The following is a 15,396-nucleotide window of genomic DNA, read 5'->3' on the forward strand; positions in this document are numbered from 1 at the left end:
GCACACGCCGGTGTGTCAGACGCTCAACGCGTCCTCGGGCGGGTCGAGCAGCTCGTCGACGAGCATCACGCCGCCGGTCGAGTTCGCCGAGTGGGCGAGTGCCTCGATCCACCGGCGGCTCAGTGACGTGGCCTCCGCCTCGTCGAAGACGAAACGGAGGGGGATCGAGGGGTGCAGCCACACCGTGGAGCGACCCTGAGGCTGGTCGTCGGGGTGTCGCCAGGTGAGGGTGAAGCTCTCGTTGCGGCGCAGCTTCGTCGCGATGACGACCTTGAGATGCGCGAGCGGGCGGTCGTCGATCTGGATCGGGTCCGATCCGCCGTAGTACAGGTAACCCATGGTCGAGAATCTATTCGCCCGCGACTCGAGTGTCCCGGCACGTGGCCTCCCTGCGCGCGGTTCGCGAACAGGTCGTGCGCGAACTGTCATCGGCCGTGCATGGCGACCGTCTGCGAGGGCAGCACTCCGAAGCTCTCCCGATAGGCCGTGGCGAAGCGCGACGGGTGCGAGAATCCCCATCGACGGGCGACCGCGGACACGGTCGACGGAGCCCCCGACCGCAGCTCGCGGTGGGCGCCGTCGAGACGCGCCTGGCGCAGGCGTTCGGCCGGCGTGGTGTCGAGCGCACGGCGGAAGGCGTACTGGAGTCCCCTCGTCGAGATGTGCACGGCCGTCGCCACATCGTCGACGGTGATGGGTCGGTGCGCGTTCTCGGCGATGAACTCGAGCGCACGACGCACCGTGACGGGTGCCGGCGACGTCTGCGCCGACCGCTGACGTCGTGGCGCACCAGCGATCGAGAACGTGGCGAGCGTCGCCGCGGCCGCGTGACGATCGAGCTCTGCACGCAGCAGCTCGTCGTGATCGTCGAGCTCCGCCAGGCTGCGCTCGAGGTAGGTGAACATCCGATCCCAGGCCGCCGCCAGCGAGGCCGACCGGGGCGAGAGGTCCGATGCGTGCAGAGAGAGCATGTCGTCGCCGCTGATCGTGCGGGCGAGTCGCTGCAATGAGGTGGGTTCGAACACGACGGCGCTGACCCGCGCTCCGCGCTCCCAGTGAGAGTGGACTCGGGCGCCGTCGCTGATCCACGGACGACTCGCATCGAGGTCGGCCCGGTCGGAGCGGATGCGCACGGCAGGGCCCTCGATCCGGCAGACGAGGAACTGGTTCTCGGGCTGAACGGTCGAGCGCACCTCCGCGGCGAGGTCGTAGCGGACCACGCTCGCGCCGGTCAGATCTGCCGAATGCCAGTCGAAGAAGAAGCGCTGTCGGTCGACGTCGTGGAGCACGGCTGACGGGACGTACTGCTTCCAGGTGCTCTCGACACGGGTGGCGTCATCGGTGCGCAGGCGCATGCGGATCCACCTCCTCCGCATCGCGGCGTGCCCGCACGGGCCACTCGCCGTCGAGCCTGTCGTCAGGATCGAGTCGACCGATCCGGATGAAGTACTCCGTGAGGCTCGCGGCCTGGGAGCGCGCCCATCCGATCTGTCGTGTGTGCAACTCGTCGAGCGTGTCGGGGAGGACGAACTGGCGGGCCAGAGCCTGGGCGACGCGACCCGCGGCGACCGCATCCGCCGACGCCTGATGCGCATCGTCGAGGGGCACCGCGTACAGCGCGGCGACGACCTCGAGCGTGCGCTTGCCCGGTCGGTACCTGTCGTACGCCTTGTCGATGACGAGCGGGTCGATCACGGGTGCGGGGTTCTCGAGCGGAAGCACCCCGTGTCGACGGGCCTCGTGTGCCAGCAGCGAGAAGTCGTACGCCGCGTTGTAGGCGACGATGGGAACGCCCTGCGACAGCAGCGACCGCAGGGCTCCCGTGACCTGCGCGACCACCTCGGCGACGGGCCTGCCCAGGCGGCGGGCGTGCTCGGTGGTGACGCCGTGGACGGCGGTGGCGCCGTCGGGGATGGGGATCCCGGGGTCTGCGAGCCAGTCCCTCGCGGCGATCTCGCGCCCGTCCGCGTCGAGGAGGCCGACGTGCGCGGTGACGACCCTGTCGTTCTCGACGTCGACACCCGTCGTCTCCAGATCGAACACGCCCACGCGGGTGATCCAATGGGGGAGGGACGAGACCTGAGGCATGCTTTCACCGTAGATCCGGTCTCCGACATCCGCGCGGAGGGACACGGGATGCCGCTCCCGGCCTCCGTACACTGGACGCATGCCCGTGCCCTCGCCCTATGCCGACCGCCTCAGCCGACTTCCGGTCGAACGTCACGAGGTGGAGGTGCGCGGGGGCACGACGGCCTACTGGACGTACGGTCCTGCCGACGCCGCGACGACGATCATCGCCGTGCACGGCTTCCGCGGGGAGCACCACGGTCTCGAACCCGTCCTCGCGTATCTCCCCGAGGTCCGTGTGATCGCTCCGGATCTCCCGGGGTTCGGCGAGACCGCTCCGGTGAGCGGGCGAACGTACGATCTCGACGAGTACGTCGGATGGCTGCGCGAGTTCTCGGACGCGGTCGCGCCCGGCGCCGTGATCCTCGGCCATTCCTTCGGGTCCATCGTCGCCGCTGCTGCGGTGGCGGGCGGCCTGGAGACGCCGAAGCTGATCCTGGTCAACCCGATCGGCGCTCCGGCCCTGGAGGGGCCGAAGGGGATCATGACCCGCCTCGCGGTGCTCTACTACGCCCTGGGTGCGCGGCTTCCGGAGAAGCTGGGCACCGCGCTGCTGCGCAACAGGGCGGTCGTCAGAGTGATGAGCGTCACGATGGCGAAGACCTCGGATCGGGGTCTGCGCCGCTTCATCCACGACCAGCACGACACCTACTTCTCACGCTTCGCCGACCGCGATGTGCTGCGCGACGCATTCGTCACCAGCGTGTCGCACGACGTCAGCGAGTTCGCGTCGGAGATCGCCACCCCCACACTGCTGATCGCCGCCCAGCGCGACGACATCACTCCGATCGAGGTCGAGCGTGAGCTGGCCACCCGTTTCGACGAGGCGACCCTCGTCGAGATCGCCCACGTCGGACACCTGATCCACTACGAGACGCCGGCCGAAGCGGCGGGCGCCGTCCGCCGCTTCCTCAGGATTCCCGTCTCGCGAGGCCGATGAGACCGGCGACCCGGAACGGGATCACCTCGCCCATCGCCAGCGAGGTCTCCGTGCGCTCCACGCCCTCGATCGACAGGATGCGTGCGTCGGTGTCGAACAGATGCCGCGCGTCGCGGCAGGCGACGCGTGCGAGCAGGTCGATCGATCCGCTGAGCCCATGCGCCTGCACCACCTCGGGGATCCGCGCGAGCTCCGTGATGATGCGGGGGAGCTCGGTCTGCCGCACGCCGATGCTGACGAACGCCTGCAGCGGGAACCCCAGGACGTCCGTCGAGAACGAGCGCTCGTAGGACTGGAAGATGCCCGTCTGCTCCAGCCTCGCCATGCGCGCCTGGATGGTGTTCCGTGAGAGCCCGAGGTTCTCGGCGAGGGCGACGATGGTGACCCTCGGGTCATCCGCGAGTGCGGCGAGCAGTTCGAGATCTATGCGGTCGAGTCCAGCCATAGTGCCAAACCATAGCAGGGCAGGTCGGGCCGATATTTGGCAACATGCTCAAGCCGATCCCCATTGCTTGAGCGAGGTGATGAGCGGACGTACGCTCGAGTGAACCGGCGATGAGGCCGGGGCTGTGCGGAGAACCCGAGCCGGCGGCCACGAACCCAGGAGGACGACGATGTCACCGCAGGTCACCCCGATCGCCGACACCGCGCAGGATCTCGAGCTCACCGAGCGCATGATCGCGCCGGACGGTCAGCGCGTCGCGAACCCCCGACTCGACGCCTTCGTCGACGACGTCGACGCCGAGCAGCTGCGCGCACTGCACCGCGACATGGTCATCCTCCGCCGCATCGACGCGGAGGGCGTCGCGCTGCAGCGGCAGGGCCAGCTGGGGCTGTGGGCTCCGTGTCAGGGCCAGGAGGCCACGCAGATCGGCACGGCGCGCGCGCTGGCCGCGAGGGACTACGTGTTCCCCAGCTACCGCGAGACGGGCGTGATCTACGCGCGCGGTGCGAAGCCCGGCGACTACGTGCGGATGTGGCGCGGGGAGGAAGGCGCAGGGCACGACCCGGAGGCTCTGCGCGTCGCACCACTGCAGATCATCATCGGCGCCCAGACTCTGCATGCGGTGGGCTACGGCCTCGGCATCCTCCATGACGAGGCCGACGAGGTGGCGGTCACCTACTTCGGCGATGGAGCGACCAGCCAGGGCGATGTGAACGAAGCGATGATCTTCGCGGCGTCCTACGGGGCGCCCGTGGTGTTCGTCTGTCAGAACAACCACTGGGCGATCTCGGAGCCGGTGAGCGTGCAGTCCGCGTATCCGATCGCGGGTCGCGCGCCGGGGTTCGGCATCCCGAGCGTCCGCGTCGACGGCAACGACGTGCTCGCCTGCATGGCGGCGATGCGGTGGGCGCTGGCCCACGCACGGGCAGGTAAGGGGCCCGCGTACATCGAGGCCGTGACCTACCGGATGGGCCCCCACACGACCGCAGACGACCCGACCCGTTATCGCCCGCAGGCGGAGCTCGACGACTGGCGGCGTCGCGACCCCATCTCCCGTCTGGAGGAGCACCTGCGCGATCTCGGGGAACTCGGTGACGACCACCTGGCCGCGACCCAGGCGGCCGCCGACGAGATCGCGCGCGAGATGCGGGCGGAGTGCCTCGGCATGGTGACGCGTCCGCCGCTCGCCGTGTTCGACGGTGTCTACGCCGAGCCGCACTCGGGGCTCGATCGTCAGCGCGACGAGTATGCGGCGCACCTCGCGTCGTTCGAGGGGGAGGCGTGACCATGACCGCGACGGAGATGACCCTCGGGAAGGCGCTGGGCGCGGGACTGCGACAGGCCATGAGCGACGACGACAGGGTCGTGCTGCTCGGGGAGGACATCGGCAAGCTCGGAGGAGTCTTCCGCATCACCGACGGACTGCTCGACGAGTTCGGCGCGAAGCGGGTCATCGACACCCCACTGGCCGAATCAGGCATCGTCGGCATGGCCGTGGGACTCGCCTTCCGCGGCTATCGCCCGGTGGTCGAGATCCAGTTCGACGGTTTCGTCTATCCCGCGTTCGATCAGATCGTGGCCCAGGTCGCCAAGCTGCACTACCGCACGCAGGGGCGTGTCCGGATGCCCATCACCATCCGCATCCCGTGGGCCGGGGGGATCGGTGCCGCCGAGCATCACTCGGAGTCGCCGGAAGCCTACTTCGTGCACACCGCGGGGCTCAGGGTGATCGCCGTGTCGAACCCCGAGGATGCCTACCGCAGCCTGCGCCAGGCGATCGCGTCCGACGACCCGGTGATCTTCTTCGAGCCCAAGCGGCTCTACCACCACAAGGGGCAGGTCGATCTCGACGCACCGCTCGCCGATGCCGCGCCGATGGGCCTCGCGCGCGTCGTGCGCCCGGGGACGGATGCCACGCTCATCACCTACGGTGCGATGGTGACCACGGCGCTGCAGGCCGCCGAGGCCGCGGAGGACGAGGGGATCTCGCTCGAGGTCGTCGATCTCCGCTCCCTGTCGCCGGTGGACTACGGCACCGTCGCGGCGTCGGTCCGCAAGACCGGCCGCGTCGTCGTCGCGCATGAGGCGTCCCGCGAGGCCGGGGTGGCGGCGGAGGTCATCGCCAGCATCACCGAGCGGTGCTTCGAGTACCTCGAATCCGCACCGCTGCGGGTCACGGGACACGATGTCCCCTACCCGCCGGCCAAGCTCGAGAAGTACCATCTTCCGGATCTCGACCGGCTGCTGGATGCGGTCGACCGGGTGCTGGACCGCCCGCATAGCCTGACGGGAGCGGACGCATGATCGCGGAGTTCCGACTGCCCGACCTCGGCGAAGGTCTCGCCGAGGCGGAGGTGGTGCAGTGGCTCGTCGCGCCGGGCGACGAGGTGGCCCTGAACCAGACGCTGGCCGAGGTCGAGACCGCGAAGGCCGTGGTCGAGCTGCCCTCGCCCTACGAGGGCAGGGTGACCGTGCTGCACGCGGAGGCGGGCGAGACCGTGCCGGTGGGTGCGCCCCTCATCGCGTTCGACGTCGCGGGATCCGACGAGGCCCCGGGTGCGCTGACCCCGTCCGAGGAGGCGCGGGGGGAGGAGAAGGCGCAGCCGAACCTCGTCGGATACGGAGCCGCGCCCTCGTCCGCGGGCCGTCCCGCCCGTCGGGCCCGCCGTGCCGCGGCGACACACCGAGCCGTGGATACCGCCGTCCTGGAAGCGGCTCCGCACGACGCAGCTCCTCGCGCGAGCGTGGAGACGACGGTCGAGCGGCCTCGATCGACGCCGCCGGTGAGGGCGTATGCCAAGCGCCTCGGCGTCGATCTCGCTCTGGTCGCCGCGGTCGTGGGAGATCGTGCGATCACCCGCGATGACATCGAGGACTACGAGCGGCGCGTCGGGGGCACCGCTCCCGACGTCGCGGGCGTCACGGTGATCGAGGACATCGTTCCTCCCGCGTCGACCCTGCACGAGGGGCGACGCGAGACGCGCGTGCCCATCCGGGGGGTGCGCAAGCACACCGCGGCCGCCATGGTCGAGAGCGCTTTCACGGCGCCCCATGTCACGGTCTTCCACACCGTCGACGTCACCGCGACCATGGAGCTGCTGTCGTCCTTCAAAGAGGATCGCGCATTGGCCGGTCATCGGATCGGCCCGCTCTCCGTGGTCGCCAAGGCCGTCTGCCTCGCCTTGGGGAGGGCCCCGGAGCTGAACGCGCGGTGGGACGCGGAGTCCGGCGAGATCGTCCGCTACGACTACGTCGATCTCGGTATCGCCGCAGCGACGGAGCGCGGACTGATCGTGCCGCACATCCGCGACGCGCAGACGCTCACCCTCCTCGAGCTGGCCGATGCGCTGGGCTCTCTCGCATCGACCGCTCGATCCGGCAGGACCTCGCCGGCCGAACTCCTCGGCGGCACCTTCTCGATCTCCAACATCGGGGTCTTCGGTGTGGATGCGGGGACGCCGATCCTTCCCCCGGGGCAGTCCGGCATCCTCGCTGTCGGCGCTGTCCGGCGTCAGCCCTGGGAGTACCGGGGCGAGATCGCACTGCGCCAGATGATGACGCTGAGTCTGTCGTTCGACCACCGGCTGGTGGACGGCGCCGAGGGTGCGCGCTTCCTTCGCGACGTCGCCGACGTCCTGGAGCAGCCGGGGCGGGCGATGCTGCTCAGGTGACCGCGCGCAGCGCCGATTCCGCCATCGCGGCCAGCACGGCCGCGGTGGCGGAGCGCTGTCTGGCGGCCGCCCTGGTGCTGTGCGGCGTCGAGTTGATGAGCCCGAAGCACGCCTGCACCCGCAGTCGTCTCTCGTCCGCGTCGGCGTCGATGAGGGGGGAGAGGGTCTCGATCCACAGCTCGATGTAGGCGCGCTGCAGGCGCCGGACCGCTGCGTGGTCGCGCGCATCGAGATGCGCCACATCCCGGTCCTGCACGCGGATCACATCCGCATGGCCGAGGGCGAACTCCACGTGGAACTCGATCAGCGCACGCATCCGCTCCTCGGGCGTCGCACCCTCCGCCGCCACGCGCGATCCGCCGTCGACGAGGTCGACGCTGACCTTCACCAGCACGGCTCCGAGGAGCGACTGCTTGCCCGCGAAGTGACGGTAGACCGCCGGGCCGGATACGCCGACCGCCGCCCCGATGTCCTCGAGGCTCACGCCGTTGTACCCGCTCCGGGCGAACAGTCGGGCGGCCTCGCGGAGGATCGCGTCCGAGCGCTCTGCCTTGGCGCGATCGCGCGCGGTGACGGGGCTTGTCATCTCAGTTAATCCTCGCTAACCTGATGTCATCGGTTAGTGCACACTAACCGAGAATGCATGACGTGCGCCAGGGCGATGTCGCCGGCGCACCGTGGGTCGAGGAGGACGTCACGATGCCCGCAACCCAGCAGGAGCTCGCTGCGGAGCTGCGCCGGCGGCTGACGTCGGCCGCGCAGGGCGGCCCGGAGCAGTCCAGACAGAGGCACCTCGCGCGAGGCAAGCTGCTGCCGCGAGATCGCGTCGCGCGGCTGCTCGACGAGGGCAGCCCCTTCCTCGAGATCTCCCCGCTGGCGGCCGAGGGGCTGTACGGGGGAGAAGCGCCCGCGGCGGGCGTGATCGCCGGGATCGGGCTCGTGCACGGACGTCACGTGATGGTGGTGTGCAACGACGCGACCGTCAAGGGGGGAACCTACCTCCCGCTCACGGTCAAGAAGCACCTGCGTGCGCAGGAGATCGCGCTCGAGAATCTGTTGCCGTGCCTGTACCTGGTGGACTCGGGCGGAGCGTTCCTGCCGAAGCAGGATGAGGTGTTCCCCGATCGGGAGCACTTCGGCCGCATCTTCTACAACCAGGCGCGGATGTCGGCCGCGGGCATCCCTCAGTTGGCCGCGGTGCTCGGTTCGTGCACGGCGGGCGGTGCATACGTGCCGGCGATGAGCGACGAGACCGTCATCGTGCGCGATCAGGGCACCATCTTCCTCGGCGGGCCCCCGTTGGTGAAGGCCGCGATCGGAGAGATCGTCTCGGCCGAGGAGCTCGGCGGCGGTGAGATGCACGCCAGGCGCAGCGGCGTGGTCGATCACCTCGCAGAGGACGACGAGCACGCGCTCGAGATCCTCCGCGACATCGTGGCCACCCTGCCGGCCCCCCGTGACCCGGCCTGGGAGGTGCGCGAGAGCCACGCTCCCGCCGAGGGTGGTTCGCTGTACGACGTCGTGCCGGTCGACGTGAACGCGGCGTACGACGTGCACGAGGTGATCGACCGCCTCGTCGACGGCGACTCGTTCCACGAGTTCAAGGCCGAATACGCCACGACGTTGATCACCGGCTTCGCGCGTCTGCACGGACACCCGATCGGGATCGTCGCGAACAACGGCGTCCTCTTCAGCGAATCGGCGCTCAAGGGCGCGCACTTCATCGAACTGTGCGATCAGCGCGGCATCCCGCTGCTGTTCCTGCAGAACATCACCGGCTTCATGGTCGGATCCGATGCCGAGGCCGGCGGGATCGCGAAGGACGGAGCCAAGATGGTCACCGCGGTGGCGAGCACCCGGGTGCCCAAGCTCACGGTGATCATCGGGGGCTCGTTCGGCGCCGGGAACTATTCGATGTGCGGCCGCGCGTACTCCCCGAGATTCCTGTGGACCTGGCCCGCCAGCCGGATCTCCGTCATGGGCGGTGCGCAGGCGGCCTCCGTCCTCGGCACGGTGAAAGAGGACCAGCTCGCCGCGAGGGGGGAGACCTGGGACGAGGGCGAGCGTGCCGCGTTCGAGCGTCCGATCCGAGAGACGTACGAGACCCAGGGCGAGCCGTACTACGCGACCGCCCGGCTCTGGGACGACGGCATCATCGACCCGGCCGAGACCCGCGACCGTCTGGGGCTCGCCCTCGACGTCATCGCCCGCAGCCCGCTGCCCGAGCCCCGCTTCGGCCTGTTCCGGATGTGATCGACATGACCACCATGCACACCACCGCAGAAGACCCGCCCTTCGAGACCGTGCTCGTCGCCAATCGTGGCGAGATCGCGCGACGGATCATCCGCACGCTCCGGCGGCTCGGCATCCGCAGCGTCGCGGTGTACAGCGATGCGGACGCCGATGCTCCGCACGTGCACGAGGCGGACGAGGCGGTGCGGATCGGGGCCGCACCCGCGGCCGATTCGTATCTCGACATCGACGCCGTGATCGGCGCAGCACGGCGCACCGGCGCACAGGCGATCCACCCCGGCTACGGCTTCCTCTCCGAGAGCGTCGGCCTCGCCGACGCGTGCGCCGAGAGCGGCATCGTCTTCATCGGGCCGTCGACGCATGCGCTGCAGATCATGGGAGACAAGGCCAAGGCCCGCGACCACGTGATGCGCTCCGGGGTTCCCGTGGTGCCGGGATTCGACGCCCGAGGCCTCTCGGACGCCGAGATCGCCGACGAGGCCGGCTCGGTCGGATTCCCCCTGCTCGTCAAGCCCAGCGCCGGCGGTGGGGGCAAGGGCATGGAGGTCGTCGCCGACGCCGCGGTGCTGCCCGCTGCTCTGGCGTCGGCGCGGCGAGTCGCGGCGTCCGCATTCGGAGACGACGCGCTGATCCTGGAACGACTCATCGGCCGTCCCCGCCACATCGAGGTGCAGGTCTTCGGCGACACCCATGGCACGGTGATCGCGCTCGGCGAGCGCGAGTGCACTCTGCAGCGCCGCCATCAGAAGGTCATCGAGGAGGCGCCGTCGGCCGGCATCCCCGATCCGACGAGGGAGAGGCTGCTCGAGGCTGCCGTCCAGGCGGCGCGCAGCGTCTCATACGTGGGCGCGGGAACGGTGGAGTTCCTCATCGATGCCGACCGGCCCGACGAGGTCTTCTTCATCGAGATGAACACCCGGCTGCAGGTCGAACATCCCGTCACCGAGGAGGTGACGGGGCTGGATCTCGTCGCCCTTCAACTGCGGGTCGCGGCAGGTGGACGGCTCGACCCGCCGCCCGCCGTGCGCGGGCACGCGGTCGAGGCCCGGGTGTACGCGGAGTCGCCGGAGCGCGGCTTCCTCCCCTCGACAGGACGGATCCTGCTGTTCGCGCCGCCGGAAGGCGTGCGAGTCGACGCCGCGGTGCAGACGGGAAGCGAGGTCACCGGCTTCTACGATCCGATGATCGCGAAGGTCATCGCGGTCGCTCCTGACCGCGCCACTGCCCTTCGGCGCCTCGACGAGGCTCTGCGGACGACGATCGTGCTGGGCGTCGACACCAACATCGCGTTCCTGCGTCGTCTGTGCCGGGATGAGCGGGTCGTCGCCGGAGACCTCGACACCGGGCTCATCGAGACGCTGCTGCCGCTGTCCGCCGAGGAGCCGACGCCGGCCATGCTCACGGCCGCGGGTGCGCTCGCGCTCGGACGCGAGGTGGAGCAGGGGAGCGACGCGGGCCTCTCCCGTCGTGCCGGCACCGTATGGCGCGACCTGAGCCGCACTGCGGTGCGGACCGTGTCGCTGCTCACCGACCAGGACGAGGTGCTGATCGCACCTTCGCCCCATGGAGGAGCCGAGAGCGGCTCGGATACGCGACCTCCCGAGGGCTGCATCGCCTCGGCCGTGGACGACGACGGTGCGATCTGGGTGGGGGAGGACGGGCATACCGCTCGCCTGCGGCCGATCTCGCGGCGTGACCGAATGCGGCGGAGGCTCGCCGCACGCGACGAGCGCACGGCATCCGCGGAGCCCGAGGCCCGTGCCCCGATGCCGGGCAGCGTGGTCGCGGTGCACGTGACCGAGGGGGCGTCGGTCGCAGCGGGAACCCCCTTGATCTCGATCGAGGCGATGAAGATGGAGCACCCGGTGACGGCGCCGCACGACGGAGTGGTGCGGCTGCTGGTGGGTGTGGGCGATCAGGTGCGGCGCGACCAGGCGGTCGCCCGAGTGACGACGGAGGAGAACCGATGAACGAACAGCTGACCGATGAGGAGTGCGAGCTCGAGGCGATGGTGCGCGATTTCGCCGACACCGTCGTCGCCCCGCAGGCCTACGAGGCGGACCGCACGCACACGCTCTCGATGGACGTGGTGGCCCAGATGGGCGACCTCGGTCTGTTCGGATTGCCCTTCCCCGAGGAGTACGGCGGTCAGGGCGGCGACTACATGGCGCTCGGCATCGCGATCGAGGCGCTGGGGCGCGTCGATCAGTCGATCGCGATCACCCTGGAGGCCGGCGTCAGCCTCGGTGCGATGCCCGTGTTCCGGTTCGGCACCGAGGAGCAGAAGCAGGAGCTCCTCCCCGATCTGCTCGCCGGCCGCGCCCTCGCGGGCTTCGGCCTGACCGAGCCCGAAGCCGGCAGTGATGCCGGGGCGACCAGGACCACCGCGCGCCGGGACGGCGACGACTGGGTGATCGACGGATCGAAGCAGTTCATCACGAACTCTGGCACTCCGATCACGCGATTCGTCACGGTCACCGCCGTCACGGGCACAGAGGGGGGACGCAAGCGGATATCGACGATCATCGTGCCGAACGGCACTCCCGGATTCACCGTCGAGGCGCCGTACGACAAGGTCGGCTGGAACGCCTCGGACACGCATCCGCTGACCTTCGACGGGGCGAGGGTGCCCGCGGCCAACCTCCTGGGCACGGAAGGGAGCGGCTTTCGCAACTTCCTCAGCATCCTCGACGAAGGCCGCATCGCGATCGCCGCGCTCTCGACCGGTGCGGCCGAGGGATGCCTGGAGGCCTCGGTGGAGTACGCGAAGAGTCGCACGATCTTCGGCAGTGCCCTGAGCACCCGACAGAACGCGCAGTTCACCCTGGCCCGGATGCGGGCCCGCGTGCACACCGCGCGACTCGCATGGCACCATGCCGCCCGACTCCGCGACGCGGGGAAGCCGTTCGCGGAGCAGGCCGCGATCGCCAAGCTCGTCGCGGGCGAGGCAGCGATGGACAATGCCAGGGACGCGACCCAGATCTTCGGCGGCAACGGCTTCATGAACGAGTTCCCGGTGGCGCGTCACTACCGCGACTCGAAGATCCTCGAGATCGGCGAGGGCACCACCGAGGTGCAGCTGCTGGTGATCGCCCGCGCGCTCGGACTCGCCGGGTAGCGTGGCAGCATGAGCTCGCACGACATCGTCCAACGAGGCCTGTATCTCGAGGAGTTCGAGGTGGGTGCGCGGTACCTGCACAGACCCGGCCGCACGGCCACGGAGGCGGACAACGTGCTCTTCACGACGTTGACCATGAACACCCAGGGCCTGCACCTCGACGCGGCGTTCGCCGCGGCGCAGGAGCCGTTCCGGCAGCGCCTCATGAACTCGATGTGGACCCTGTCGACGATGGTCGGCGCCTCCGTCGCACAGCTCACCCAGGGGACGCTCGTCGCCCAGCTCGGACTCGGCGACATCGCGTTCCCGCATCCGCTGTTCGCCGGCGACACCCTCTACACCGAGAGCGTGATCGTGGAGAGCCGGGGATCGACATCCCGCCCCGGGCAGGGCATCGTGACGATCGCGCACACAGGTCGGAATCAGGACGACGTGGTCGTCGCGACGGCGACCCGCACGGTGCTCGTGCACCGTCGGCCGGATGCGGACGGCGGCACGCGATGACGTTCCGACTCGGACCCGCGCTCCTGTTCTGCCCCGCCGATCGTCCTGAGCGGTTCCGCGGCGCGCTCGACAAGGCGGATGCCGTGATCCTCGACCTCGAGGACGCGGTGCTCCCCGCCGCGAAGGCCACCGCGCGCGGCAATCTCATCGACGCCGACATCGACCCCGATCGGGTCGTCGTGCGTGTCAACGCTCCGGGAACCGAGGCGTTCGTGTCCGACCTCGCCACCCTGTCGCAGACCGATTTCCGCACCGTGATGGTGGCGAAGACGGAGAGCCCCGAGAGCCTCGCGCCGTTCGACCCGCGCTTCTCGCTGATCGCGCTGTGCGAGACCGCGCGGGGGGTGCACGCGGCCGACCGCATCGCCGCACATCCGCAGGTGATCGCCATGATGTGGGGTGCGGAGGACCTCGTCGCCTCGCTCGGCGGCACGTCCAGCCGGCGTCCGGACGGCGGCTACCGCGATGTGGCCCGCTACGCCCGCTCGCGGGTGCTCCTCGAGTCCGGTGCGCATGGCAAGGCGGCGATCGACGCGGTCCACGTCGACATCGACGACATCGTGGGGCTGGAGAGCGAAGCGAGGGATGCCGTCGCCTCCGGCTTCGGGGCCACCGCATGCATCCACCCGAGTCAGGTCGCTGTCATCCGTGCCGCATACCGCCCGGACGACGCGACGCTCGCCTGGGCGCGTGCCGTGCTGGATGCCGCCGTCGTCGAGCGCGGGGTGTTCCGCTTCGAGGGTCGGATGATCGATGAGCCGGTGCTCCGGCACGCACGATCGGTCGTCGCGCGAGCACAGTGAGAGCGGCCTGCCGGCGCTCGTCCGACCCTGGCCCCGAGAGCGACGTGAACCGTCAGACGAGCGCGAACTGATCGAGCAGCCGCACCGAGTGCGGTGAGACCTCGAAGCGATGGGCCGATCCGTTGGCGAGCACGTCGCCGTCCCGGGGCAGGGTGCCGCCGGACACGCGATCGATCACCGCGCGGATCACCCCGCCGTGGGCGACGACGATCACCGATTCCGCGACCGGTGCGGTGCGTTCCCGTGATTCGCGCGCGATGCGGTGCAGAGCGCCGAGGGCACGATCGCCGACCGCGTCGAGCGTCTCGGCGCCGGGGACCTCCGCATGCCAGTCGCCGTAGGTCGCGAGATACTCCTCGACGAGCAGTCCCTCGCCTTCGCCGAACTCTCGTTCGCGCACGTCCGCGACGGCGTCGCCGAGGGGGAGCCCGAGGCGGTCGGCGATGATCTGCGCCGTCTCGCGGGCGCGCGCGAGAGGGCTCGAGGTCACCGCGTGGTGCGTCCCGTCGGCCAGTCGCTCCGCGGCCGCGTAGGCATCGGCCCTGCCCGTCTCGTTGAGCGGGATGTCGGTCGATCCCTGGATGCGGCGGCCGAGGTTCCAGTCGGTCTGACCGTGTCGGACGAGGGTGATGAGGGTCATCGGAGCATCTCCTGGAGGGCGGGGAGCACGTCGCTGGTGCCCGCCGCGATGGTGACATGGGCCCAGGCGTCGGCTCTGGTCGGCTCGTGATTGACGATGATCAGCGGGATGCCGCGACGCCGCGCGCGCTCCACGAGCCGCACGCCGGAGTTCACGACCAGCGAGGAGCCGGCGACGATGAGGGCGGTGCTCGACCGCAGCAGGGACTCCGCGGCCCGGAAGCGATCGAGCGGCACGTACTCGCCGAAGAACACGACGTCCGGCTTCAGCATCCCCTCGCACACCGTGCAGACGGGGATCACGAAGCCGTCGGTGGTCTCGGGCAGCACATCGCCGTCGGGGGCCAGTGCGATGTTCTCGGGGACGGTGATCCAGGGGTTGAGCTCCTCGATCTGCACCGCGATGTCGCGACGGTCGAAGACCTGTCCGCAGCGCAGACACAGCACGCGGCGCATGGTCCCGTGCACCTCGATGACGTGCGAGCTGCCCGCCCGCAGGTGCAGGCCGTCGACGTTCTGGGTGATCACCCCGGACACCACGCCGGACGATTCCATCTCTGCGAGCGCCCGGTGTCCCGCGTTCGGCTCCGCGCGCGCGAAGGCCCGCCAGCCCAGATGCCCGCCCACCCAGTAGCGACGTCGCGCGCGCTCGTCGGCGAGGTAGGTCTGGATCGTCATCGGGTTGCTGCGCGCAGGGGCACCTTCGCCCCGGTAGGCGGGGATGCCGGAATCGGTCGACAGGCCGGCGCCGGTGAGCAGTGCGATGCGCGTTCCGCGCAGCAGCTCGGCGGCGCGGGCGACGGTGGCCGACAACTCGGCGGTGTTCGACACGCTCACATGACCTCCTCGATCGAGTCTACGGTGCGCACGCACGCCGGATGCCCGGCGGCCGCGTG

General features: G+C 70.1%; 16 protein-coding genes. 9 read left to right on the top strand and 7 right to left on the bottom strand.

Features of this window, described 5'->3' with window-relative positions:
- Positions 1-15 precede the first annotated feature (15 nt).
- The 3 genes from ABTZ43_RS01540 to ABTZ43_RS01550 form a co-directional block, all read right to left on the bottom strand.
- Positions 16-339: a DUF7882 family protein gene (locus ABTZ43_RS01540; protein ID WP_350537612.1), complete on the bottom strand. Its 324-nt coding sequence runs from the start codon at positions 337-339 to the stop codon at positions 16-18.
- An 86-nt stretch (positions 340-425) separates the two neighbouring features.
- A complete protein-coding gene (locus ABTZ43_RS01545) occupies positions 426-1,355 on the bottom strand; it encodes a helix-turn-helix transcriptional regulator (RefSeq protein ID WP_350537613.1) in 930 nt (309 codons plus the stop codon).
- Positions 1,336-2,088 carry an exonuclease domain-containing protein gene (locus ABTZ43_RS01550; RefSeq protein WP_045255629.1) on the bottom strand — a complete coding sequence of 251 codons (753 nt, stop codon included), beginning with the start codon at positions 2,086-2,088 and terminating at the stop codon, positions 1,336-1,338. The genes ABTZ43_RS01545 and ABTZ43_RS01550 overlap by 20 nt, the downstream gene beginning before the upstream one ends.
- A gap of 79 nt (positions 2,089-2,167) precedes the next feature.
- Here ABTZ43_RS01550 and ABTZ43_RS01555 point away from each other — a divergent pair, with 79 nt between their 5' ends.
- Positions 2,168-3,067 (top strand): alpha/beta fold hydrolase, encoded by a 900-nt coding sequence (locus ABTZ43_RS01555; protein WP_149423078.1) that lies wholly within the window; start codon positions 2,168-2,170, stop codon positions 3,065-3,067.
- Here the strand turns inward: ABTZ43_RS01555 and ABTZ43_RS01560 are convergent.
- Positions 3,039-3,512, bottom strand: a complete 474-nt coding sequence (locus ABTZ43_RS01560) for an Lrp/AsnC family transcriptional regulator (protein ID WP_056417336.1) — start codon at positions 3,510-3,512, stop codon at positions 3,039-3,041. The two genes, ABTZ43_RS01555 and ABTZ43_RS01560, sit on opposite strands and share 29 nt — an antisense overlap.
- A gap of 169 nt (positions 3,513-3,681) precedes the next feature.
- Here ABTZ43_RS01560 and pdhA point away from each other — a divergent pair, with 169 nt between their 5' ends.
- The 3 genes from pdhA to ABTZ43_RS01575 are packed head-to-tail and all read left to right on the top strand — an operon-like array spanning position 3,682 to position 7,183.
- On the top strand, positions 3,682-4,797 hold the full coding sequence (gene pdhA / locus ABTZ43_RS01565; RefSeq protein ID WP_149423077.1) for a pyruvate dehydrogenase (acetyl-transferring) E1 component subunit alpha: 1,116 nt from the start codon (positions 3,682-3,684) through the stop codon (positions 4,795-4,797).
- Positions 4,798-4,799: 2 nt separating this feature from the next.
- Positions 4,800-5,816, top strand: a complete 1,017-nt coding sequence (locus tag ABTZ43_RS01570) for an alpha-ketoacid dehydrogenase subunit beta (protein ID WP_253386053.1) — start codon at positions 4,800-4,802, stop codon at positions 5,814-5,816.
- Entirely contained in the window at positions 5,813-7,183 is a 1,371-nt protein-coding gene (locus tag ABTZ43_RS01575) for a dihydrolipoamide acetyltransferase family protein (protein ID WP_350537614.1), read from the top strand. Before ABTZ43_RS01570 ends, ABTZ43_RS01575 begins: the two co-directional genes overlap by 4 nt.
- Here ABTZ43_RS01575 and ABTZ43_RS01580 read toward each other — a convergent pair.
- On the bottom strand, positions 7,176-7,769 hold the full coding sequence (locus tag ABTZ43_RS01580; protein WP_350537615.1) for a TetR/AcrR family transcriptional regulator: 594 nt from the start codon (positions 7,767-7,769) through the stop codon (positions 7,176-7,178). The two genes, ABTZ43_RS01575 and ABTZ43_RS01580, sit on opposite strands and share 8 nt — an antisense overlap.
- Before the next feature lie 113 nt (positions 7,770-7,882).
- On the opposite strand from ABTZ43_RS01580, the gene ABTZ43_RS01585 reads away from it, so the two are divergent.
- The 5 genes from ABTZ43_RS01585 to ABTZ43_RS01605 are packed head-to-tail and all read left to right on the top strand — an operon-like array spanning position 7,883 to position 13,861.
- Positions 7,883-9,436, top strand: coding sequence for a carboxyl transferase domain-containing protein (locus ABTZ43_RS01585; protein ID WP_350537627.1), 1,554 nt, complete (start codon positions 7,883-7,885; stop codon positions 9,434-9,436).
- 5 nt (positions 9,437-9,441) lie between these two features.
- Positions 9,442-11,406, top strand: a complete 1,965-nt coding sequence (locus ABTZ43_RS01590) for an ATP-binding protein (protein ID WP_350537616.1) — start codon at positions 9,442-9,444, stop codon at positions 11,404-11,406.
- Positions 11,403-12,554 carry an acyl-CoA dehydrogenase family protein gene (locus tag ABTZ43_RS01595; protein WP_350537617.1) on the top strand — a complete coding sequence of 384 codons (1,152 nt, stop codon included), beginning with the start codon at positions 11,403-11,405 and terminating at the stop codon, positions 12,552-12,554. Before ABTZ43_RS01590 ends, ABTZ43_RS01595 begins: the two co-directional genes overlap by 4 nt.
- 9 nt (positions 12,555-12,563) lie before the next feature.
- On the top strand, positions 12,564-13,058 hold the full coding sequence (locus tag ABTZ43_RS01600) for a MaoC family dehydratase (protein ID WP_350537618.1): 495 nt from the start codon (positions 12,564-12,566) through the stop codon (positions 13,056-13,058).
- Complete coding sequence (locus ABTZ43_RS01605; protein ID WP_149423072.1) at positions 13,055-13,861, top strand: HpcH/HpaI aldolase/citrate lyase family protein; 807 nt, start codon at positions 13,055-13,057, stop codon at positions 13,859-13,861. Before ABTZ43_RS01600 ends, ABTZ43_RS01605 begins: the two co-directional genes overlap by 4 nt.
- A 52-nt stretch (positions 13,862-13,913) precedes the next feature.
- On the opposite strand, the gene ABTZ43_RS01610 is transcribed toward ABTZ43_RS01605, so the two are convergent.
- Together ABTZ43_RS01610 and ABTZ43_RS01615 are read right to left on the bottom strand one after the other, a co-directional pair.
- The gene (locus tag ABTZ43_RS01610) at positions 13,914-14,501 is read right to left on the bottom strand and encodes a histidine phosphatase family protein (protein WP_056417361.1); all 588 of its coding nucleotides are present in this window, start codon (positions 14,499-14,501) and stop codon (positions 13,914-13,916) included.
- Positions 14,498-15,337 (bottom strand): Sir2 family NAD-dependent protein deacetylase, encoded by an 840-nt coding sequence (locus tag ABTZ43_RS01615; RefSeq protein ID WP_045255159.1) that lies wholly within the window; start codon positions 15,335-15,337, stop codon positions 14,498-14,500. The genes ABTZ43_RS01610 and ABTZ43_RS01615 overlap by 4 nt, the downstream gene beginning before the upstream one ends.
- Positions 15,338-15,396: the final 59 nt, after the last annotated feature.

Source organism: Microbacterium sp. NPDC097977, from assembly GCF_040302605.1.
Taxonomy (GTDB): Bacteria; Actinomycetota; Actinomycetes; order Actinomycetales; family Microbacteriaceae; genus Microbacterium.

Coding starts and splice junctions, on each gene's coding strand:
- ABTZ43_RS01550 (WP_045255629.1), bottom strand. CDS start 2,088: ATGCCTCAGGTCTCGTCCCTCCCCCATTGGATCACCCGCGTGGGCGTG.
- ABTZ43_RS01590 (WP_350537616.1), top strand. CDS start 9,442: ATGACCACCATGCACACCACCGCAGAAGACCCGCCCTTCGAGACCGTG.
- ABTZ43_RS01575 (WP_350537614.1), top strand. CDS start 5,813: ATGATCGCGGAGTTCCGACTGCCCGACCTCGGCGAAGGTCTCGCCGAG.
- ABTZ43_RS01560 (WP_056417336.1), bottom strand. CDS start 3,512: ATGGCTGGACTCGACCGCATAGATCTCGAACTGCTCGCCGCACTCGCG.
- ABTZ43_RS01595 (WP_350537617.1), top strand. CDS start 11,403: ATGAACGAACAGCTGACCGATGAGGAGTGCGAGCTCGAGGCGATGGTG.
- ABTZ43_RS01540 (WP_350537612.1), bottom strand. CDS start 339: ATGGGTTACCTGTACTACGGCGGATCGGACCCGATCCAGATCGACGAC.
- ABTZ43_RS01580 (WP_350537615.1), bottom strand. CDS start 7,769: ATGACAAGCCCCGTCACCGCGCGCGATCGCGCCAAGGCAGAGCGCTCG.
- ABTZ43_RS01555 (WP_149423078.1), top strand. CDS start 2,168: ATGCCCGTGCCCTCGCCCTATGCCGACCGCCTCAGCCGACTTCCGGTC.
- ABTZ43_RS01600 (WP_350537618.1), top strand. CDS start 12,564: ATGAGCTCGCACGACATCGTCCAACGAGGCCTGTATCTCGAGGAGTTC.
- pdhA (WP_149423077.1), top strand. CDS start 3,682: ATGTCACCGCAGGTCACCCCGATCGCCGACACCGCGCAGGATCTCGAG.
- ABTZ43_RS01605 (WP_149423072.1), top strand. CDS start 13,055: ATGACGTTCCGACTCGGACCCGCGCTCCTGTTCTGCCCCGCCGATCGT.
- ABTZ43_RS01545 (WP_350537613.1), bottom strand. CDS start 1,355: ATGCGCCTGCGCACCGATGACGCCACCCGTGTCGAGAGCACCTGGAAG.
- ABTZ43_RS01585 (WP_350537627.1), top strand. CDS start 7,883: ATGCCCGCAACCCAGCAGGAGCTCGCTGCGGAGCTGCGCCGGCGGCTG.
- ABTZ43_RS01570 (WP_253386053.1), top strand. CDS start 4,800: ATGACCGCGACGGAGATGACCCTCGGGAAGGCGCTGGGCGCGGGACTG.
- ABTZ43_RS01610 (WP_056417361.1), bottom strand. CDS start 14,501: ATGACCCTCATCACCCTCGTCCGACACGGTCAGACCGACTGGAACCTC.